This is a genomic window from Acinetobacter sp. 809848 (assembly GCF_000581275.1).
Classification (GTDB): Bacteria; Pseudomonadota; Gammaproteobacteria; order Pseudomonadales; family Moraxellaceae; genus Acinetobacter; species Acinetobacter pittii.
In genome coordinates, this window is record NZ_JEXG01000008.1 from 56,171 (window position 1) to 76,022 (window position 19,852).

Consider the following 19,852-nt stretch of genomic DNA (forward strand, 5'->3'; position numbering starts at 1 on the left):
TCAGTACAGCTATGACCGCCATACAACCTTTATTTTCCGAGTTAGAACCTATGCCTAAAGCATCAGCAGATGCCCCAATTGGTATTTTTGATTCGGGAATTGGAGGGATGTCAGTTGCAGCAGAAATTGCCAAATATTTACCAAATGAACGTATTGTGTATTATGCCGATACTGCCTACGTGCCTTATGGTCCACGTTCTGATGAAGAAATTAGGGAACTGACTGCGCGTGCTGTTGATTGGCTATATCGTCAAGGTTGTAAAATTGCAGTCGTAGCCTGTAATACGGCTTCTGCATTTAGCCTTGATCATTTGCGTGAGCATTATGGTGAACACTTTCCAATTGTTGGATTGGTTCCAGCATTAAAACCTGCCGTATTACAGACACGTTCTAAAGTAGTTGCTGTCTTGGCGACTCCTGCTACTTTTCGTGGGCAACTCATTAAAGATGTAGTCGAGAAGTTTGCTGTTCCGGCAGGTGTTAAAGTGATGACCTTAACCAGCCTTGAACTTGTTCCTTGTGTAGAGGCAGGTCAGCAAATGGGTGAGGCATGTTTAAATGCACTAAAAGAAGTTTTACAGCCCGCCGCTGAGCAAGGTGCCGACTATTTAGTGCTCGGTTGCACGCATTATCCTTTCTTAAATCAAGCAATTCATCATCTTTTTGATAACCAATTCACACTGGTTGATTCTGGATTGGCAGTTGCCCGACAAACAGCCCGTATTTTAATAAAAAATGAGTTATTATGTGACCAAATAGGTCAGAATGTTGCATGTATTGAATGTTATGTCAGCGGTAATAATGCTGAGGCACTGCAACCTGTTTTACAACATTTGATTCCACAAGAGTTAACTTGGACACTTCATAATCTGAACTGATCTTTTAGCATCATTTAGAAACTAGTGTTTTTTAGATTTATTATTTTATTTGGGGCGGTTCATGATCTTGGCTGATATTAAGTCACGGACAGATCATGGGGCGAAAGGGTATTGTTATGCTCGATACACGCTATCAGATTTTTATTTCAACATCCGGCCTTGACATGCAGCCAGAGCGGATGGTTCTGTCTCAAACCTTGGTAGGGATGGGTTTCTTTGCTTGGGGATTAGAACATCGAACACCCCTCACCACTACACTTGCACGTCGACAAATTGATGAATGTGATTATGTAATCCTACTTTTAGGCAGCCAGTATGGAGAGCAGTCGATTTCTGGTGTGAGTTATTTATCTTTAGAATATGAATATGCGTTAAGTCAGGCTAAACCCATTATTGTGTTCATGCATGAGCAGCCCGAAAGTCGTGAAATACATTTACAAGAAACACATCCACAGCTTAAAGATAAATTTCTCGCATTTAGAAAAAAATTATTACTTGATGTGAATCATATTTTTTACTTTAAAACTCCACGTGAACTAGAGTTGGCTGTTCGTTTAAATATGCCTTTAATGGTTGAACAGCATATAGGACAAGGTTGGGTTCCTGCTCATCAGGCTCATCACTTAGAAGATGAAATTAAGCTATTAAAAAGTAAAATTTTACAGTTAGAACAGCAATTAACAGAGTCATCAGCTCAAGTAAATGAAGTTGCTCCTCAAGATGTTTTTGCATTTGAATATCAAATTCAAGCATTTCAGGATGGCAATTTTAAAGAGCTGAAACGACAAAGACAAATGACTTGGTCGCAGTTGTTAAGTATATTGGCAAAGCAGTTTGAAACAGCGACACCAGAAGAGAATTTTGGGACATGTTTAAATGAATATTTAAATCAGGCTGGCCTAGAAGATGCTCGTCAGGAGTTACCTCGTGCTCATGCGGTCGCCTGCGCTCAGATTAACCATAAGGCATTGTTTCGGATAAAAAAGCAAATGCAGTCACAGGGCTGGATTGTTCCAACTCAGACTGAACAATCCTATAGCTTATGGAAAGTCACAGCTAAAGCTCAAAAGTTATTACTTAGCTATAAATGGAGCCATCGGGGCATTCGATTAAAAGCTTAGAGCGATTCAATTTATATATGACAATAAAAGCTGTTACATTAGTGACATAAGATGAATTGAAAGGCATTTACACATGTCGTTTGAACAAAAACCGAAAGTTACTGTCATTTTAGCGAATTTAGGTACACCGGATGAGGCCACTGTTCCTGCGGTTCGCCGTTTTCTAAAGCAGTTTTTATCTGATTCACGTGTAATTGAAATACCGAAATTCATTTGGTGGATTATTTTAAATCTGTTTGTTTTACCTTTTCGCCCAAAAAGGGTAGCACATGCCTATGCTTCGGTATGGTCAAAAGATTCGCCCATGCGTGAAATTGTGTTTGAGCAAACTCAACGTATTCAGGCTTATTTGCAGCGAGAAAATAATCAGTTTGATTTAACCGTGATACCGGCGATGACCTACGGTAATCCAGGTATTGACGCAGTTTTAGAAAAACTGGCCGCTAACCCGCAAGAGCATGTCATTTTATTGCCTTTATTTCCTCAATATTCAGCCACCTCTACAGCACCGTTATATGATGCTTTTGCCAAATGGATTCCAGCCCAGCGAAACTTGCCGGGTCTAACGATTATTAAAGACTACTATCAGCATCCAATGTTTATTCAGGCATTGGCAGAAAGTATTCTAGTTTACCAAGAGCAGCATGGTAAGCCTGAAAAACTGTTGATGTCATTTCATGGTATTCCACAGCCTTATGCAGACAAAGGCGATCCTTATGCAGACCGTTGTCGCATTACTGCAAAGTTAGTCGCTGAAGCCTTACATTTGAAAGATGATGAATGGGCGATTAGCTTCCAGTCACGTTTTGGGAAACAAGAGTGGGTTAAACCTTATACAGACCAACTTTTGCAAGATTGGGCGAAGCAAGGCGTTAACTCAGTACAGGTATTAAGCCCAGCTTTTTCTGCTGACTGTTTAGAGACACTTGAAGAATTAGCCATCCAAAATGCTGAGTTGTTTCAAGAGGCGGGTGGTGGTAGCTATGCTTATATTCCTGCTTTAAATAGCGATCAAGCTCATATTGATTTGCTTGCAGGGTTAGTTCAGGCTAATCTTGATGCCCTTACTTATACCTTAGCCCACCGTTAATTGCGTTTTAGCCAGAGGTTCTTATGCTGCAAGTCAAAATTGTTCCAGTTACTGCATTTGCCCAAAATTGTTCTCTTGTTTGGGACAGTGAAACCAAAGAAGCAGTTTTGATTGATGCGGGTGGTGACGCTTCGGTTTTGAAAAAAGAAGTAGAAGCCTTAGGTTTAAAAGTGAAAGCTCTTTGGCTCACTCACGGACATTTAGACCATGCTGGAGCGGTGGGTGAACTTGCCAAAGAATGGAGCGTTCCAGTTATTGGTCCCCATAAAGAAGATCAGTTCTGGCTAGATATGATTCAGGAAGTTTCAGCACGTTATGGCTTTCCAATTCCACAGCCTGTTAAAGTTGATCAATGGCTTGAAGGCGGTGAAGTGCTAAAACTGGGTGAAGATGAGTTTGAGGTACGTTTTGCCCCAGGCCATACACCAGGGCATGTTATTTTCTATAATAAAAATCATGGCTTGCTTTGGACTGGTGATGTCTTGTTTAAAGGCTCGATTGGCAGAACAGACTTCCCGCGTGGAAACCATGATCAGTTGATTGAATCGATTAAACGAGAGTGTTTTAGTTTGCCAGATGATACTCAGTTTATTTCTGGGCATGGTCCAATGAGTACCATTGGCTATGAAAAACAATTTAACCCGTTTGTTGCAGGTAAAGCAGGTTAATCCTCGTAATCATCTTCATTTTGACTACCCTTGTTATGCTGAGGCGCATCTTGGGTAGGCAGTCTATATTCATCATTTGCCCAAGCACCTAAATCAATTAATTTACAGCGTTCAGAGCAAAATGGACGAAATTCATTACCTTCCCAAACACTTGGTTCACCACAACGTGGGCAGGGGAATGTACGTGGCATAAAGCGATATCCTCAAAGTGAAGAGAAATAGATTAGGCAAAAGTCAGGTGACTTGTTAGACTTATGCCGATTTTTATTTAGTTTGATGTGATTATGCAGATTCGTCAATTTCAAGCACAACGTATGCAAGCGCCTCGCGATTTTACCCCAATTGAAAATACCCCGATTTGTGTAGAAATTGGAGCGGGCAAGGGTAAACATGCTTTGCTTTTTAGCGGGCAACAGCCGCAGCACACATTGTATGCAATTGAACGAACCCGAGAAAAATTCTTGGCAATGCAAAAACAGCATGGTCTGGAACCAAGAGATAATTTAATTCCTGTACATGCAGATGCTTTACCGTGGGTGGTACATGCACTACATCCTGCTCAAGTTGAACATTTCTTTATTCTCTATCCAAACCCAGAACCCCATAATCCAGCACAGCGCTGGTTGAATATGCCATTTTTTGAGTTCTTAATCTCTCGTCTGCAAACAGGTGGAACCATTACTTTGGCAAGTAATATTCCTGAATATATTGAAGAAGCTGAACAACAATTAATTAATGTCTGGAAGCTGCCTTACCAAAAAGAAAAAATTGCTCAAACATCTGCACGTACTCATTTTGAAATTAAGTATTTAGAACGTGGAGAACTTTGCCAACAGCTTGTGATCACTAAACCTGAAGGTTACAGCACACGTTTTGATGAGTTTGCCCCATTACAAGGTCATGTGCATGGCGAATAAGCGGGTTGCCATTATTGGTGCGGGTCCGGCTGGTTTAATGGCAGCTGATGTACTGAGCCAGTATGCTTATGAAATTGATTTGTATGAGCAGAAACCTTCAGCTGCGCGTAAGTTTTTGATGGCAGGTAAAACAGGGTTAAATATCTCGCATGCTGAACCTTTAGTGCAGTTTATTGAGCGCTATGACCGTGTAGAATGGCTCAAACCGTGGGTGGAAAAATGGGATGCAATCTGGATTCAAAATTGGATGAAAAGCCTGGGAATAGAATCCTACGTTGGCACCTCAGGTCGCATTTTTCCTGTCGAAATGAAAGCGGCCCCTCTGTTACGTGCTTGGCTAAAACGCTTAGCAGAACAGCAAGTTAAATTCTTTTATCGTCATCGTTGTATTAATTTGCAAGGCACAACGGTAACTTTAGAAAATCAAAATAATCAAAAATTTGAAATTTTTACCCAGCAATACGATGCGGTAATATTGGCTTGTGGTGCTGTGTCTTGGTCACAATTGGGCAGTGATGGTGCTTGGCAGCAATGGGTTGATCAATCCAATATTGAACCTTTTCAAGCGAGTAATGCAGGCGTATTGCACGCTTGGTCAGGTTTTATGGAAAGCTGTTTTGGTGAACCTTTAAAACGTATCAATGCATGGGTTGATCCTAGCCAGATTACTCATGGCGATATTGTGATTACTCACTATGGTTTAGAAAGTGGTGTTATTTATAAACTTGGACGAGCTTTAAGAGAACAACAAAAACAAGGGCAAAGCTTAAATTTGTTTTTAGATTTATTGCCTGATGTAGAGTTGTCACAGTTAGTTAAAAAATTACAGGCTAGCAAAAAACAATCGCTCACCAATATCTGGCGTAAAGCAGGCTTAGACACAGCAAAGATTAACTTAATTCGAGAAGTGGTTGATAAAGCACTATGGAACCAACCAGAGGCTATGGCTCAGCGAATCAAAGCGCTTCAAATTAAGCTAGAAGGGTTTAGACCCATTGAAGAAGCGATTAGCTGTGCTGGTGGCGTTAAGCAGAATGCACTAACTGAAAGCTTAGAGCTTAAACAAACTTCAGGTGTATTCTGTTGTGGTGAAATGCTGGATTGGGATGCTCCTACAGGTGGATATTTACTTACAGCATGCTTTGCTACAGGACGAGCGGCTGGTGAAGGCGCGCATTCATTCTTAGAGAAATAACAGGATAATTTGGTGCTATGCTTGATATGTGAAAAGTGTTATTTTTGAGCGATCAATAATAATAGGATTTACGAGAGCATGTCTCAAGCATCACCAGTTTATCAAGGAAGTTGTTTATGTCAGGGTATTCGCTATGAAATTAAGGGCGATATCGGAGATATTATTCAATGTCACTGTCAACGCTGCCGAAAAGCCAATGGAACAGCATTTGCCACGAATGCTCCTGTTAAAAGTACAGATTTTAAAATTACCCAAGGTGAAGACCTTGTCAAAAAATTTGCTGTGAACGGGGTATATCGTTGGTTTTGTAGCGAATGTGGTTCACCTTTGATTAGTTCTCGTGATGCGCAGCCTGAATTATATCGCTTAAGAATTGGGACACTTGATACACCACTAGACCAAAAGCCGACAATGCATATTTTTGCTGCTTCTAAGGCGGAATGGGAATGTATTCAGGATGATTTACCACAATTTGCTGAACGTCCATGATTTTAAAAAGTATGTTTAAATCAAATTCAAGATGATCTAATATACTTAAAACAGGGAGATGGCATTCCTCCCTTGAAAAACCGCCGTATTGGCTAATGATGCCTACGTTACCCTCATGTATTTATATCGCTGGGTACGTAGGTTATTGCGTACTCTGCTTATTTTTGGAGTACGCTGTGTCATATTTCCCTTCATTATTTTTTGCTCTTTTAGCGTCTATCTAAAGGGGTGGTCCTATGTATTACTCTCTACTTTCAATTGCTTTAGGCTCAGTTCTAGGGGCATGGCTGCGTTGGTTTTTAGGCCTAAAACTCAACCCGATTTACCCGCAGATTCCACTTGGTACTGTCACTGTTAATTTGGTCGGTGGTTTTATTATTGGTTTTGCAATTGCCTATTTTGCTCAAAGTGATTTAAGTCCGAACTATAAGCTTTTTGTGATTACTGGTTTTTGTGGTGCTTTAACTACCTTTTCAACGTTCTCGATTGAGATCGTCACTTTATTACAAAGTGGTAAGTTGGGAATGGCGATGTTGGGGATTTCCATCCATTTAATTGGATCGTTAATTTTTACGTGTTTGGGTTTGGCGGCTTATCATTGGGTAGCGGGGCATTGAGTTTTTATATTTAAGAATTGACCATGATTTCAAGTTGTGAGAGCTCATCGAAGTTGAGTGTTGGGTAGAATTTTCACGACGGAGTCTTATCGTTGAGTTATCTAATGGAAGCAGCTAATTAAGTTACTTTGGTTGTGCCCAAAGTAACCAAAGGCATCTGTCATTCGCAGAACCTGTTCACTGAATCCATTTATCTTATGCTTTGCAAAAACGATCTTTTATTGACACCACGCAGGCTGCGAATGACGTTATCGCGTATCGAATGTAAGAGGCTAATAAAATAATTATGAAAAATAAGGCATTTACTATCGTGACAGACGGCATGGATGCCGTCGTTTCGCTGTGCTACATGGACTTAGCATCAGCGTAACAAAGGATTTTTGTTACTTTTCATCCTTGAAAAGTAAGCTTAGCCTATACAATCCATCATTTGGATATCACTTCCATTTAAGGCAATGCTCATAATAAAAATTAAGTCGTTTCTATTATTTATTTAAATCTATTACTTTTCAGTTAAAGCTTGACCTTCAAACTTCACACCATCCCAACCATTTTGCATAAACTGACGAATATTTTGATGATCAGTTCCTTCTGGTGTAGCCAATACAGATGCGTAGTGTTCTGCAAATAAACTTAAAGTTTGTGCTTGGTCTAACCCTTGTAACTTGGCAAAAGAGAAAACTTTTGCACTGCCTTGATTTTCAGTAGCAGCGTTTTGCTGTGCACCATTTTGAAAAGCTGTTGGAGTATGTTGGTAACGTGCTTCAATATGAGCTAAAACGTCTGAAAATTTTGCTGTGTCTGCTTGTAATTGGGCAAGTAACTCTTGTGCCATTATCTTAAACTTCCTAACAAATGAGGGCTTAAGCATAGCATCGAATAGGCGCTTTGGAAGCTTGGCAATTATAAAAATTGAGGGGTTATTGAAAAAAAACAGAAGAGTTTTTAGACAACTTGTGGATAAGTTTTCTTTTATACACAGTTTAGAAATGATGAAAAAATACACATAAAAAAAGAAGCCTAAGTGGAGGAGATAGTCTTAGGCTTCCAATGTTTTAAGTGTATTGGTCAAATCTTAACGCAAGATTAACTCTTACGATTAAAGCGAGCGAAACGTTTATTGAAGCTTGCTACACGGCCTTCGTTACTTGCTTGACGTACTTCACCTGTGTAGAAAGGGTGTGAGGCACTTGAAATATCAAGAGTGACATAAGGGTAGACTTTCCCTTGATATTCTTTGGTTTGTTTAGACTGAAGAGTACTACCAATTAAGAAGTACACGTCTGCATTGGTGTCATGAAATAACACTTGTTGATAAGCAGGATGAATATCTTTACGCATGAGAGATTGTCCTAAATTATTTTTGAATAAAGAAATGTTATAACATAACAATTAAAAAGTCAATGTACCCCATAAAGGGCTACATTGATCAGTAAATTAAGTTAGTTAGAAGGCGGTACAAGCTCTTCAAATAGATCGTTTAGATTGTCATGAACTTTTAAGTGAATCAGGTTCCAGTAATGCCCTGAAATGGTTCTGTTGACCATTAAAGTATCTGGTGATGGTTTAAAGACATCCCAATACTTCAAAGATTTTTTCACAAGTAACATGCCATCATGATGTGATGAGTTCTCTGCAAAATTATAAGTGGTGGTAAGCGGACGTAATAATACTTCAATCCAGAGTTTATATAGATCACTCGGGAATTTGCCTTTTTCAGCAAGTGAATGTAGTTCAAATAATTCTGTTTCGATTAGCTCAATATTTTCATGGCGAGCTGCATTTACTAAGCATTTAAAGTGCTGCACGATTTCATTTGAGAGCGTTTTAACACTGCCATAGTCATAAATAATGACACTGCCATCTTGGCGAAAAGCAAAGTTACCCGGATGAGGGTCACAGTGAAAACGTTTTAAAAAGAACATTTCCTGACCTAAAGCACGAATCAAGCGGCGTCCAATGGTATTTCGAATTTCGATAGGCCAAGCGCTGGCAGTTTCAATGCTGTCACCTTGTTCGAGACTCAAGGTTAAAATACGTCTTGAAGAGTAATCTTTATAAACGGTCGGGATGATAATTTTGTCATCTAACTTACTATGAAAAGTTTTAAAGACCTCAAGGTTTTGAGCCTCGATTTCGTAGTTAAGTTCTGCTGATAGACTATCTTGAATCTCTGCAAAAAGCTGATCTTGTAGCTTTTTATCAATTTTAAGTACGCCCATTAAACGAAGTGCCAAACGTACTTGTTTTAAGTCACTTTCACAGGCTTCATCAACACCCGGATATTGCACCTTAACCACGACTTGTTCACCACTTGGCAAGACAGCTTTGTGAACTTGTCCAATTGAAGCAGCTGCAAAAGGTTCTTGATCAAAAGATTTAAAGGCAACATTCAGCGGCTTTCCAAGCTCACGTTCAACTTGTTGCTGAATAGAAGCAAAGGGCATAGGGGGAGCTTGGCGTTGTAACTTAGAAATTGCTTTAGCGACCTCGGGTGGGAAGATATCTTTATATTGTGATGCAATTTGGCCAACCTTCATGACGGCACCTTTCATTTCGCCTAAGGTGTCGGCAATTTGCAAACCAATATCCTGAAATAGCTTAGTTTTTGAAGCTAGCTTTTGCTCTTCATCTGCGGTCAAGTTTCGAATCGAGTTAGAAACGGTTTTCGTTGCAATGCTCGCGGTCATTCCTGCAAGTTTCATAAATCGTTTGCCGGGTGAACTTGCATTCTTTGCCATATCTTCGATACCTCATTGACTACAACATAATATTGCCTAGTTTTGATCATAGGTGACAAAGCTTAAAAAGCCTATATGAAATTGTTTATCTCATGTAAGAAATTTTTCGAAAAACAAAATGTTATTTTTATAGTAAAAAATATGAAAAGCTTGTGAAAATCCATTTCATAAACAAAGCTTTAATATCTATAAAGTGCCTGTTTTTTTGGTGGTAATGTGAATGGCAGGTTAAATAAAAATAGAGATAACAAAAGTTATGACAAGTTTAAGTTCGGCCCATGGGCGGTCTCAGGCGGTTCCTTTATCTGTGTTTGAGCAGACAAAAGATGCGCATATTATTCGTTCTGATGAAGAAGCAATTGAGCTTGCCAAACAACTTGCTCAAGAGTTTGCACAAGAAGCATCTGAGCGAGACAGAGAGCGCCGTTTACCTCTAAACGAAATTCAACAGTTCTCACAAAGTGGCTTATGGGCTATTACGGTTCCCAAGCAATTTGGTGGTGCCCAAGTTAAATATCGAACCTTGGCTGAGGTCATCAAAACAATTGCGAGTGTTGATCCATCTCTTGCACAGCTTCCTCAAAACCATTTAGCTTTTATTGAACATTTACGCCTTGATGCAGGCCCAGAACAACAACAGTTTTTCTTTAACTTAGTGTTGAGGGGAATTCGTTTTGGCAATGCCTTTTCAGAAAAGCATAGCAAAACGGTGGCTGACCTCACTACCACATTACGAAAGACCGAGCACGGTTATGAAATTAATGGCAAGAAGTTTTTTGCAACTGGTGCATTGCTTGCGCATTGGGTTCCAATTGTTGCTGTAAATGAACAGGGGCAGCCTTATGCGGCGCTAGTTCCTCGGGAAACTTCAGGAGTTAATATTATTAATGACTGGTCTGGCTTTGGACAACGAACTACGGCCAGTGGAACTGTTGAACTTAATCAGGTTCCAGTACGTGAAGAATATCTAATTCCGATTTATCAGGCTTTCGAACGTCCTACTCCAGCAGGTGCAATTTCACAATTTATTCAAGCTGCTGTCGATGCCGGTATTGCACGCGGCGCAATTGAAGAAACAATTCACTATGTCAAAAATTATAGTCGCGCATGGGTCGACTCAGGTTTGGAAAAAGCCAGCGATGACCCTTACACAATTGCAAATATTGGTGATTTAAAAATTAAGCTGCGTGCAGCAGAAGCGGTATTAGATGTAGCAGGAGATGCGATCGATCAGGCGATTGCCGACACGACAGAAGAGCATGTAAACCAAGCGACATTACTGGTTGCTGAAGCAAAAGTACTCACTACAGAAGTTGCGATTTTAGCAGCGAATAAGCTTTTTGAGTTGTCTGGAACACGGTCAACCTTGTCAGAGCTTAATTTGGACCGCCATTGGCGTAATGCTCGCACTCATACCTTGCATGATCCAGTGCGTTGGAAATATCACATTGTCGGTAATTACTACCTCAATGGCATCCATCCACCTCGTCATGCATGGAGCTAAAGTGAAGAAAAAATAAGATTAGGAGAATAAAGATGACGATTACCCAAATTGAATTAGAAGAACTGTCTGTAGGCGCCGATTATGAAAAGGTCGCAAGTAGATTTCGCCCAGTTTTTGAAAAAATTGCCCAAGGTGCAATTCAGCGAGAAAAAGAACGAATCTTGCCTTTTGAACCGATTCAGTGGTTAAAAGAACTCAAGTTAGGTGCGGTACGTGTTCCGGTTAAATATGGTGGAGATGGGGTGTCATTACCGCAACTTTTCCAGCTTTTAGCAGAGTTAGCACAAGCAGACTCGAATATTGTGCAAGCTTTGCGTGGACACTTCGCTTTTGTCGAAGACCGCTTAGTTGCCCATAAAGAGCACTCACAAGAGGTCTGGTTTCAGCGTTTTGTGCAGGGTGATTTAGTCGGGAATGCATGGACCGAAGTTGGAAATGTACAGATTGGTGATGTCGTTACACGAGTAACCAAAGATGCTTCGGGTAACTTGGTGGTAAATGGAGAAAAGTACTATTCAACGGGAAGTATCTTTGCTGACTGGATCGATTTATTTGCTTATGATGAAGTAAATGACCGCCATGTGATTGCTGCTATTTATCGCCATGAAACAGGCGTGAGTGTGATTGATGATTGGGATGGCTTTGGTCAAAAGACGACGGGTAGCGGTACTTTAAAAGTACATCAGGTTCACTTGCCGGCTTCGCACCTTATTCCATTTGACCAGCGTTTTAAATATCAAACTGCTTTTTATCAAGTCGTCCATCTTGCAACTTTAACGGGTATTGCACATGCGGCAGTAGAAACTTTTAGTCAGGAGATTCGTGAGAGAAAACGTATTTTTAGTCATGGTAATGGAGACATTGTTCGTCATGACCCACAAGTTTTACAGGTGGTGGGTAAAGCCTCTGCTCAAGCTTACGGAAGTCTAGCAATTACGATTAAAACAGCTGAAGCATTGCAGAAGGCTTATGAAAGTCACTTTAGTGAGTTAGAGGTGAAAGAACATCAGTTTAATGTAGATGCAGAGCTTGAGTCGGCGCAAGGACAGGTGGTGATTTCTAATTTGGTACTCGATTTAACCAGCCAATTATTTAATGCTTTGGGCGCGTCAGCAAGTAGTCAGGTCAAACAACTCGACCGTTTCTGGCGTAATGCTCGAACGGTGTCTTCACATAATCCGCTCATCTATAAAGAAAAGGTGATTGGAGATTGGGAAGTAAACCGTACCGATTTGCCCTTTGTCTGGCAAATTGGAGCAAGCCCGCGAGCCAAGTCTGCATAAAATAAAAAAGCCGATGAATAATCGGCTTTTTTATTAGGTTTTGCTTAAACGTTTGGTATTTAAATAAAGCCTTGAAAGTAATAAAACACAAGCAATGCTTAAACCAATAATTAAGCCTAACCATACGCCAGCTACACCCCAATGGGTATAACGTGCTAAATAAAGTCCGATAGGAAAAGCAATCACCCAATATGCCATGAGTGTAATCCACATCGGTGCTTGCGTATCTTGCATCCCTCTTAAACAGCCTGCGGCACTCACTTGCAATGCATCCATCAGCTGATAACCCATTGCAAACCAGAGTAAATACATGGCAACAGGAACTACATCTATATCTTGAGTATAAACCGAGACAATTTGTTCACGACCTAGAGCAATAAAAGACATGGTCAATAAGGCAAAAAATATTGCCGTGCTTAGACCAATCTTTTGGACTTGGTACATCGAAGCCCAGTTCTTTTCACCATAATAGGTTCCCACACGAATGGTCAGGGCAATCGCAAGTGAAAGCGGGATCATAAACAGCACAGAGGTAACTGAAATTGCAACTTGATGCGCTGCAATAAAGACTTCACCTAGTGGGCTAAGTACCAATGCACCTGTACTAAAAATACTGACTTCAAAGAACACGGCTAAACCGATGGGTAGGCCAAGCTGTAAGATTCTTTTTACCCAAGTCAGGTTAATTTTATCGAATCTGCTAAAAATAGACGTGTTACGGTAAGCCGAAGCTTTATAAATATAGCCAGCTAAAGTAATTAGCATGAGCCACTGTAAAATTGAGGTTGCAAAACCACAGCCTGCGCTACCTAATGCAGGTATTGGCCCTAATCCATGCATAAAAATCATGTTTAAAGGGATTAAAACCACTAAGGCCAGTAAGCTAATGACCGTTACAGGACGTGGATGGCCTAAAGCCTCAGAATAACCGCGTAGGGCTGCGTACATGGTCACAGCTGGCATGCCTAAACCAATCGCATGTAAAAATAAACTTGCTTTAGGCTGTAAGCTTTTTGGTACGCCAAACACATGTAAGAAAAACGGCATAAGCTGCAAAATGAGCATAGCCATTACGCCTAAAATGATGGCGACCCATAAGGATTGACGAACAATGACAGGAATTTGTTCTGTATTTCTTGCGCCCTTTGCTTCAGCGACCAAAGGTGTAGTTGCAATCATAATGCCACTGAACAGGAGCATGACTGGGATCCATAAGCCCACACCTACCGCAATTGCTGCTAAATCGGTTGCAGATAAATGCCCAGCCATAATAGTGTCAATTAACCCAAATCCCGCTTGAGCAAACTGGGTAATTAAAATCGGTAGCATTAAGTGGAAGAGTTGTTTTAATTCAGACCGAAAAGATGTGACATTCGACACAAAAGGTACTCTTTTTAAATATAAAAATGAAGCTAACGTTGCAAAGTGAGTAACACACCGACAAAGATGATCACGCCACCCAGAAACCGTTGCCATGTAACAGGTGTCTTTTCTGTACCTAACCAACCAAAATGGTCAAGCAACATTGAAATGAGCAATTGCCCAAAAACGACTAGCCCTGTAAAGGTTAAAAAACCAAGTTTAGGTGCAGTATAAATGCTCATGCTAATTGCATAAACCCCAAGGAATCCTCCTGTCCAAAGAAGCCATGGAATATTTGATATTTCACTTAAAGAGGGCTTTTCGGCACTTTGGAAAAAAACCATAACGGCTAAAACAATAGTACCTATGAAAAATGATAATAAAGCTGCTTGCAACGGTGAGTGTAGTTGCTCGCGCAGTTGAGCATTGATTGCAGTCTGAAAAGCCATGGCAACACCGATTCCCATAGCTAGAGGTAAGACCAGGAAAAGTTGACTAGAGAATTTCATCATTTTTATCAATATTTAAGTATGTTTAAAAACAGTCTAAAGCAATTAAGGTATGTTTTCATAAGCCCATTGATGCAGTCATGTTAAAATAGAAATATTGTGTAAATTGGACCTGCTCCTTGGCCGTATTAAATCCTGCTTCTGTTCCTTTATCTTTATATATCCATATGCCTTGGTGCGTGCGTAAATGTCCATATTGTGACTTTAACTCGCATGCCGTACCAGATGGAGCGCTTTCGGCAGAACTCGAGCAAACCTATTTAAAGGCGTTGGTGGCCGACTTTGAAACTCAAGTTGAGATGGCTCAGGGACGTTCAATTCATAGTGTATTTATTGGTGGTGGAACGCCTTCACTTATTTCTGCTAAAGGCTATGCGTGGCTGTTTGAACAGCTTAAGTCATTGCTCAAATTTGAAGATGGCTGTGAAATCACCCTAGAGGCAAATCCCGGAACACTAGAACATGATCCGTTTGCAGGCTATTTAGAAGCAGGTATTAACCGTTTATCGATTGGTGTGCAGACTTTTAATACAGAGCACTTGCAAAAGCTTGGGCGTATTCATTCAGTCAACAATGCTATGGATGCAATTGAGCAGGCACGACAAGCAGGCTTTAAGCGAGTTAATGTCGATTTAATGCATGGCCTACCTGAGCAAACGCTAGAGCAAGCACTTTATGATTTAAAGATGGCTGTAGAGCATGGCGCGACACATATCAGTTGGTATCAACTGACTATTGAGCCAAACACCGTATTCTTCCGTACGCAGCCCGTTTTACCTCAAGATGAGGTGTTAGAAGATATTCAAGAGCAGGGTGAAGCTTATCTAAAAGCCAATGGTTTTATAAATTATGAAGTGTCGGCTTGGCGTAAAGAGCAGCCTTCAGCTCATAATTTAAATTATTGGGAATTTGGTGATTACCTTGCGATTGGTGCAGGGGCACATGGCAAAGTAACCCGACCAGATGGTGTATATCGTTTCCAAAAGACTCGTTTGCCAAAAGACTATTTGGCTAAGGTTCCAGCCGAACATTTGCAAATGAAAAAGATTGAGGCAGAAGAGCTACCTTTTGAGTTTATGATGAATGCTTTACGTCTAAATGATGGTGTAAAAGCTGAGTTATATGAGCAGCGTACAGGTTTAAGCCTGGGTCACTTAAATGAAGTACTCACTTCTCTACGAGCTAGAAAACTACTGGTAGATGATGTTTCCCGTTTAGCCTGTACGGAGCAAGGCCATATTTTCTTAAACTCAGTGCTTGAAGAGTTTTTATAATTAAACAAACTAAAAGCCGCGTCATCAGATGCGGCTTTTTTTATTTTAGCGAGTGGTATAGCCGCCGTTTGCAAAAATAGTCTGTCCTGTAATCCACCAACCATCAGTTACCAAAAAGCGAACTAGAGGTTCAATATCTTCAATTTTGGTGAGTCCACCTAAAGCTGAAGCTGATTTATGGTAAGCCACTGCTTCGGCAGATTCCTGACCATAAAAGAAAGGTGTATCCATAGGCCCAGGTGCAACAGCAGTCACAGAAATCTGACGATCACCAAATTCTTTTGATGCAGCACGTGTGTAATGCTCAACAGGTGCTTTTAAACCTTCATAGGTTGAATAGAGTCCAGTGTAGGCTGCAAGAAGAGAAGTCACGATTGAACAAATCTTGCCGCCGTCATTTAAATGACGACCTGCCGATTGAATAAAGAAATAGGCAATTTTTGAGTTGATATCGCTCATGCTATCAAACTCTTGTTCTGTGGTATCTAAAAAAGATTTCTTTAAAACCTTTCCAACTGTATTAATGGCAATATCAATTCCGCCAAAATGCTGCTTAGTGTCTAAGAATAGCTTTTCGATATTATCAATATCCGTTAGGTCTGCCTGAATTAAAACGGCATCTACACCGAATGCTGTTACATCTGCAAGTGTCTGTTCTGCATCTGCTTGAGTTTCAGCGCTATTGTAGTGAATTGCAATTTTTGCGCCTTGTTCTGCAAACCTGCGGCTAATCAGTCCACCTAAGTTTTTTGCACCGCCCGTAATCAGTACAACTTTATCTTTCAGAGTATGAGTTGTCATGATGGTTGTTCCTATGATGACTTGTTTTAATGTGTTTTTAGTCTAGATTGGCGGTAATTTTTGATCAATTATGCTAGTTTGGTTTAACTATTCAAAAAATACGAACAATTAAATGGATCGGTTGCAGCAATTTTTTATTTTTACAGAAGTCGCTAAACGACAAAGCTTTAGTGAAGTGGCAAATCAGCTTGATTTACCTCGCTCGACAGTAACGAGTGCTATTCAACAGTTAGAAACTCACTATGGGGTACGCTTATTTCATCGAACTACGCGTAAAGTTAGCCTTACCCAAGATGGACAACGAATATTACCTGAGTGTCAAAATCTGTTATTTGATTATGAACAGCTCGAACAGCTTATACAGGCACAAAAGCAGCATTATCGTGGCACGCTAAAAATTTCAATGCCCAGCCGAATCGTGCATCAAGTGATTATTCCTGAACTGCCCGATTTTTATAGCCGCTATCCAGATATCCATTTACAACTTCATAGCTCAGATGACATTACTGATTTAATCGAGAAAGGAATTGATTGTGTTGTTCGGGTAGGGCATTTAGAGAGTAGTAGTTTAATTGCGAAATTTGTTGGCAACTTGATTATGGTGAACTGTGCAAGTGCTGACTATTTAGAACAGTACGGTATTCCTGAACAATTAGAAGATCTATCTCAACACAAACTTATTAACTATGGAGGGGCTGTAGGAGAGAAACAGGGCGTATTCTTATATCAAGATGGAGCTGTGATGATGGATAGTGCTTTAAGCGTAAATAATACGGAAGCCTATATTGCAGCGGCTATTGCAGGTTTGGGAATTATTCAACTTCCATACTACGATGTTCAGGATAAAATTGAGCAGGGAACTTTAGTTGAAGTACTAAGTGCCTATACCGCTCAATCACTTCCACTTAATATTTTATATCCGAATAGAAGTTATATTCCTAAACGTTTAGAAATCTTTATGGAATGGACTAGGGATGTTCTATATAAGAAGTGCATCGTCATCTTTTAGTCATAAAACTAAAATACATTAACAATAAAAAAAAGCCTCTCGCAGTGAGAGGCTTTTTAGAATTTGGTGGGTCGTCCGCGACTCGAACGCGGGACCAACGGATTAAAAGTCCGCTGCTCTACCAACTGAGCTAACGACCCAAATAGGTTCAAAACAGATAAGTGGTGGGTCGTCCGCGACTCGAACGCGGGACCAACGGATTAAAAGTCCGCTGCTCTACCAACTGAGCTAACGACCCTGAACAAACATTCAAATATTATTTGAATGTGAAGTGCAAGATAACTAAAAGTTTTCTAACACCACCTTTGTTTTGATGTCGCGTATTTTAGCAAGTTATTCAACTAACACAAGAGGAAATTTAAAAACATTTGCATGATTGCCTATAAAAAGCACGATTTCCTCTTGTTTAGCTAAAAAATGAACTAAAAACGGTATTTATATGCCTGAATGTTGTCAAAAATTTCAGTTGTGATGTCACAGTAACTGCTTGCACCAGGCAATAAAGCGAGTAAACGTTCAGAAGTTTTGCTTGGATTAAACGCATCTTCCTTCAATTTATTCTTTTGGTACTTAAAAGTACCTGTAGTTTCAACTTTAGCTTGTATACGTAAAAACACTGGTACCGCATAAGCAGGTAAGCATTTTTTAAATACAGTCACCATTTCTGTTAAATCAGCGTCATTTAACTCGGCACCATCAGCAAGTGTGATTGCTGCCATACCTGCACGACCATTGGTATTTGGAATTTCTACACCATAAACGACAGCTTCAGCGATCTTGTCATATTCACACACCATGTTTTCAACTTCGGTGGTAGATACATTTTCGCCTTTCCAGCGGAAGGTATCGCCTAAGCGGTCAACAAACTGGGCATGACGGAAACCAATATTGCGGACAAGATCACCTGTGTTGAAATATGAGTCACCTTTTTTGAAGACATCTTGCATAATCACAGATTTATTCTTTTCTGGGTCGGTATAGCCATCAAATGGAGAGCGACTGGTAATTTTGCCTACCAGTAAACCGACTTCACCTGCTTTAACTTTTTTGCACCAACCATTTTTATCGCGTACAGGCTCATTCTTTTCTTTATCAAATTGAATGACTGCATACGGCATAGGGGAGAAGCCTACCGTATTGTCAAAGTTGAAAATATTACTAAAGCCAACGTTACCTTCACTTGAGGCATAAAGCTCAAGAACTTCTTGAACACCAAAACGTTGTTTGAATTTATCCCAGATGTTTGGACGCATGCCGTTACCAATCATTTTGGTTACACGGTGAGCACGGTCAAGCTCTGTAGTCGGAGCATCCATCAAGTAGCGGCAAAGTTCACCTACATAACCGATTGCAGAGGCATTAAACTTCTGTACATCTTTCCAGAAAGCACTGGTTGAATATTTACGTCGAATGGCAAGGGTAGAGCTTCCTGCAATCACACCACACCAGCAAACAACCACGCCTGTTGCATGATACAGCGGCAAAGTTACATACATCACATCATCTGGACCAAGGTTTAAAATGTGGCCATAAGTGCCATATGCGAGTGTCCAGCGACTATGTTTAAAAATAACTGCTTTTGGTAATCCTGTTGTTCCCGAAGTATAAATATAAAACAGACCATCATTACCATGAACAGAGTGTGTGGTCGATGGATTGAATTTCGGGAATTGATCAATTTCTATTGCAAGATTGGCATAACCTTGAGGTGCTGTTCCGGCATTTTGACGAGTAGCCTGATCTGCAAACCAATGGAAACGGTCTTTAGGAACATCTAAGTCTTGACGAATTTCATCGATTGCAGCACGGACTTCTTCGCCCGCAATGACTGCAATTGGTTTTACAAGGTTGACACTATGAGCGAGAACTTTACCGACTTGAGATGTATTTACAAGCGCAATAGTTACCCCAATTTTAGCTAAGCCTACAATAGTGGCAATAAGCTCAGAACGGTTCTCAACCATTACGGCAATCACATCACCTTTACGTGCGCCGAGAGATAAATAATAGTGAGAAATCTGGTTAGCCCATTCATTTAAAGCTTCGTATGAGTAACTTTGATCTTCAAATAATAAAGCAATACCTTTCGGATTTCGCTTAACAGCTTTCTCAAAAGCTACACCTAAACCAGTTGGTGTATTTGCTGTTCTTAAATAAGCCTGTTTAAGACCATTCAGGATATGGGGTACTTTGGGAATGAAGCTAGGAAGTCTGGTGGCAACATCCCCAAGCGTAATGATATCGGTCTGTGTTGTCTGGCTCATATCAATCCTATTTATTTTTCGATCAATCCAAAAAGGTTGTGTTGGCAAAAGTACAGTATTTTCATGGTTCACCATGCTTTTAAAACGTTTCTTCTAGTGCAATCAACCTAATTGGCTAAAAATAACAAAA

The 19,852-nt window shown here is 40.3% G+C and carries 20 protein-coding genes, 2 tRNA genes and 1 riboswitch; of the genes, 12 read left to right on the plus strand and 10 right to left on the minus strand.

What is annotated here, in order from left to right; genetic code table 11:
* Positions 1–11 precede the first annotated feature (11 nt).
* From murI to J536_RS10760, 4 genes are all read left to right on the plus strand, one after another.
* Positions 12–878, plus strand: coding sequence for a glutamate racemase (murI, locus tag J536_RS10745; protein WP_032062885.1), 867 nt, complete (start codon positions 12–14; stop codon positions 876–878).
* Positions 879–994: 116 nt separating this feature from the next.
* Complete coding sequence (locus J536_RS10750) at positions 995–1,999, plus strand: DUF4062 domain-containing protein (RefSeq protein ID WP_032062886.1); 1,005 nt, start codon at positions 995–997, stop codon at positions 1,997–1,999.
* Positions 2,000–2,072: 73 nt separating this feature from the next.
* Positions 2,073–3,089: a ferrochelatase gene (gene hemH / locus J536_RS10755; protein ID WP_032062888.1), complete on the plus strand. Its 1,017-nt coding sequence runs from the start codon at positions 2,073–2,075 to the stop codon at positions 3,087–3,089.
* A 23-nt stretch (positions 3,090–3,112) separates the two neighbouring features.
* Positions 3,113–3,757: an MBL fold metallo-hydrolase gene (locus J536_RS10760; protein ID WP_017385667.1), complete on the plus strand. Its 645-nt coding sequence runs from the start codon at positions 3,113–3,115 to the stop codon at positions 3,755–3,757.
* Here J536_RS10760 and J536_RS10765 read toward each other — a convergent pair.
* Entirely contained in the window at positions 3,754–3,948 is a 195-nt protein-coding gene (locus J536_RS10765; RefSeq protein WP_002114956.1) for a DNA gyrase inhibitor YacG, read from the minus strand. The two genes, J536_RS10760 and J536_RS10765, sit on opposite strands and share 4 nt — an antisense overlap.
* Before the next feature lie 87 nt (positions 3,949–4,035).
* Between J536_RS10765 and J536_RS10770 the strand changes: the two genes are divergently transcribed.
* The 4 genes from J536_RS10770 to crcB all read left to right on the plus strand — a co-directional run bounded on the left by J536_RS10770 (position 4,036) and on the right by crcB (position 6,975).
* On the plus strand, positions 4,036–4,674 hold the full coding sequence (locus J536_RS10770; RefSeq protein ID WP_081404116.1) for an SAM-dependent methyltransferase: 639 nt from the start codon (positions 4,036–4,038) through the stop codon (positions 4,672–4,674).
* Positions 4,664–5,869: a TIGR03862 family flavoprotein gene (locus J536_RS10775; RefSeq protein ID WP_032062891.1), complete on the plus strand. Its 1,206-nt coding sequence runs from the start codon at positions 4,664–4,666 to the stop codon at positions 5,867–5,869. Before J536_RS10770 ends, J536_RS10775 begins: the two co-directional genes overlap by 11 nt.
* Positions 5,870–5,947: 78 nt before the next feature.
* Entirely contained in the window at positions 5,948–6,358 is a 411-nt protein-coding gene (locus tag J536_RS10780) for a GFA family protein (protein ID WP_032062892.1), read from the plus strand.
* A gap of 45 nt (positions 6,359–6,403) precedes the next feature.
* Positions 6,404–6,470, plus strand: a riboswitch (Fluoride riboswitch).
* Positions 6,471–6,594: 124 nt separating this feature from the next.
* Positions 6,595–6,975: a fluoride efflux transporter CrcB gene (crcB, locus tag J536_RS10785; RefSeq protein ID WP_032056270.1), complete on the plus strand. Its 381-nt coding sequence runs from the start codon at positions 6,595–6,597 to the stop codon at positions 6,973–6,975.
* 502 nt (positions 6,976–7,477) lie between these two features.
* Here crcB and J536_RS10790 read toward each other — a convergent pair.
* The 3 genes from J536_RS10790 to J536_RS10800 all read right to left on the minus strand — a co-directional run bounded on the left by J536_RS10790 (position 7,478) and on the right by J536_RS10800 (position 9,716).
* A complete protein-coding gene (locus tag J536_RS10790) occupies positions 7,478–7,810 on the minus strand; it encodes a HopJ type III effector protein (protein ID WP_032062893.1) in 333 nt (110 codons plus the stop codon).
* A gap of 251 nt (positions 7,811–8,061) precedes the next feature.
* Positions 8,062–8,316: a type B 50S ribosomal protein L31 gene (locus J536_RS10795; RefSeq protein WP_002114896.1), complete on the minus strand. Its 255-nt coding sequence runs from the start codon at positions 8,314–8,316 to the stop codon at positions 8,062–8,064.
* Between the two features lie 101 nt (positions 8,317–8,417).
* Positions 8,418–9,716 carry an ABC1 kinase family protein gene (locus J536_RS10800; RefSeq protein WP_032062894.1) on the minus strand — a complete coding sequence of 433 codons (1,299 nt, stop codon included), beginning with the start codon at positions 9,714–9,716 and terminating at the stop codon, positions 8,418–8,420.
* A 256-nt stretch (positions 9,717–9,972) separates the two neighbouring features.
* Here J536_RS10800 and J536_RS10805 point away from each other — a divergent pair, with 256 nt between their 5' ends.
* The gene (locus J536_RS10805; protein WP_032062895.1) at positions 9,973–11,220 is read left to right on the plus strand and encodes an SfnB family sulfur acquisition oxidoreductase; all 1,248 of its coding nucleotides are present in this window, start codon (positions 9,973–9,975) and stop codon (positions 11,218–11,220) included.
* A gap of 32 nt (positions 11,221–11,252) precedes the next feature.
* Positions 11,253–12,503, plus strand: coding sequence for an acyl-CoA dehydrogenase family protein (locus J536_RS10810; protein WP_002115020.1), 1,251 nt, complete (start codon positions 11,253–11,255; stop codon positions 12,501–12,503).
* A gap of 33 nt (positions 12,504–12,536) precedes the next feature.
* On the opposite strand, the gene abeM is transcribed toward J536_RS10810, so the two are convergent.
* Both abeM and J536_RS10820 read right to left on the minus strand, forming a co-directional pair.
* A complete protein-coding gene (gene abeM / locus J536_RS10815) occupies positions 12,537–13,883 on the minus strand; it encodes a multidrug efflux MATE transporter AbeM (RefSeq protein ID WP_005079254.1) in 1,347 nt (448 codons plus the stop codon).
* Positions 13,884–13,915: 32 nt separating this feature from the next.
* Positions 13,916–14,377 carry a DMT family transporter gene (locus tag J536_RS10820; protein WP_032062896.1) on the minus strand — a complete coding sequence of 154 codons (462 nt, stop codon included), beginning with the start codon at positions 14,375–14,377 and terminating at the stop codon, positions 13,916–13,918.
* A 116-nt stretch (positions 14,378–14,493) separates the two neighbouring features.
* Between J536_RS10820 and hemW the strand changes: the two genes are divergently transcribed.
* Entirely contained in the window at positions 14,494–15,648 is a 1,155-nt protein-coding gene (gene hemW, locus J536_RS10825; RefSeq protein ID WP_032062898.1) for a radical SAM family heme chaperone HemW, read from the plus strand.
* Between the two features lie 45 nt (positions 15,649–15,693).
* Here hemW and J536_RS10830 read toward each other — a convergent pair whose 3' ends face one another.
* Positions 15,694–16,449, minus strand: a complete 756-nt coding sequence (locus J536_RS10830) for an SDR family oxidoreductase (RefSeq protein ID WP_005079248.1) — start codon at positions 16,447–16,449, stop codon at positions 15,694–15,696.
* A 112-nt stretch (positions 16,450–16,561) separates the two neighbouring features.
* Between J536_RS10830 and J536_RS10835 the strand changes: the two genes are divergently transcribed.
* On the plus strand, positions 16,562–17,458 hold the full coding sequence (locus J536_RS10835; RefSeq protein ID WP_032062899.1) for a LysR family transcriptional regulator: 897 nt from the start codon (positions 16,562–16,564) through the stop codon (positions 17,456–17,458).
* A gap of 64 nt (positions 17,459–17,522) precedes the next feature.
* On the opposite strand, the gene J536_RS10840 is transcribed toward J536_RS10835, so the two are convergent.
* The 3 genes from J536_RS10840 to J536_RS10850 all read right to left on the minus strand — a co-directional run bounded on the left by J536_RS10840 (position 17,523) and on the right by J536_RS10850 (position 19,722).
* Positions 17,523–17,598 (minus strand) — tRNA-Lys (locus J536_RS10840).
* Between the two features lie 22 nt (positions 17,599–17,620).
* Positions 17,621–17,696, minus strand: a tRNA-Lys gene (locus J536_RS10845).
* 184 nt (positions 17,697–17,880) lie between these two features.
* The gene (locus J536_RS10850; RefSeq protein ID WP_032062900.1) at positions 17,881–19,722 is read right to left on the minus strand and encodes a long-chain-acyl-CoA synthetase; all 1,842 of its coding nucleotides are present in this window, start codon (positions 19,720–19,722) and stop codon (positions 17,881–17,883) included.
* Positions 19,723–19,852: the final 130 nt, after the last annotated feature.

Coding starts and splice junctions, on each gene's coding strand:
- J536_RS10805 (WP_032062895.1), top strand. CDS start 9,973: ATGACAAGTTTAAGTTCGGCCCATGGGCGGTCTCAGGCGGTTCCTTTA.
- J536_RS10835 (WP_032062899.1), top strand. CDS start 16,562: ATGGATCGGTTGCAGCAATTTTTTATTTTTACAGAAGTCGCTAAACGA.
- J536_RS10795 (WP_002114896.1), bottom strand. CDS start 8,316: ATGCGTAAAGATATTCATCCTGCTTATCAACAAGTGTTATTTCATGAC.
- J536_RS10760 (WP_017385667.1), top strand. CDS start 3,113: ATGCTGCAAGTCAAAATTGTTCCAGTTACTGCATTTGCCCAAAATTGT.
- J536_RS10800 (WP_032062894.1), bottom strand. CDS start 9,716: ATGGCAAAGAATGCAAGTTCACCCGGCAAACGATTTATGAAACTTGCA.
- J536_RS10780 (WP_032062892.1), top strand. CDS start 5,948: ATGTCTCAAGCATCACCAGTTTATCAAGGAAGTTGTTTATGTCAGGGT.
- J536_RS10820 (WP_032062896.1), bottom strand. CDS start 14,377: ATGATGAAATTCTCTAGTCAACTTTTCCTGGTCTTACCTCTAGCTATG.
- crcB (WP_032056270.1), top strand. CDS start 6,595: ATGTATTACTCTCTACTTTCAATTGCTTTAGGCTCAGTTCTAGGGGCA.
- J536_RS10775 (WP_032062891.1), top strand. CDS start 4,664: ATGGCGAATAAGCGGGTTGCCATTATTGGTGCGGGTCCGGCTGGTTTA.
- J536_RS10750 (WP_032062886.1), top strand. CDS start 995: ATGCTCGATACACGCTATCAGATTTTTATTTCAACATCCGGCCTTGAC.
- J536_RS10790 (WP_032062893.1), bottom strand. CDS start 7,810: ATGGCACAAGAGTTACTTGCCCAATTACAAGCAGACACAGCAAAATTT.
- hemH (WP_032062888.1), top strand. CDS start 2,073: ATGTCGTTTGAACAAAAACCGAAAGTTACTGTCATTTTAGCGAATTTA.
- J536_RS10810 (WP_002115020.1), top strand. CDS start 11,253: ATGACGATTACCCAAATTGAATTAGAAGAACTGTCTGTAGGCGCCGAT.
- J536_RS10765 (WP_002114956.1), bottom strand. CDS start 3,948: ATGCCACGTACATTCCCCTGCCCACGTTGTGGTGAACCAAGTGTTTGG.
- J536_RS10850 (WP_032062900.1), bottom strand. CDS start 19,722: ATGAGCCAGACAACACAGACCGATATCATTACGCTTGGGGATGTTGCC.
- J536_RS10830 (WP_005079248.1), bottom strand. CDS start 16,449: ATGACAACTCATACTCTGAAAGATAAAGTTGTACTGATTACGGGCGGT.
- murI (WP_032062885.1), top strand. CDS start 12: ATGACCGCCATACAACCTTTATTTTCCGAGTTAGAACCTATGCCTAAA.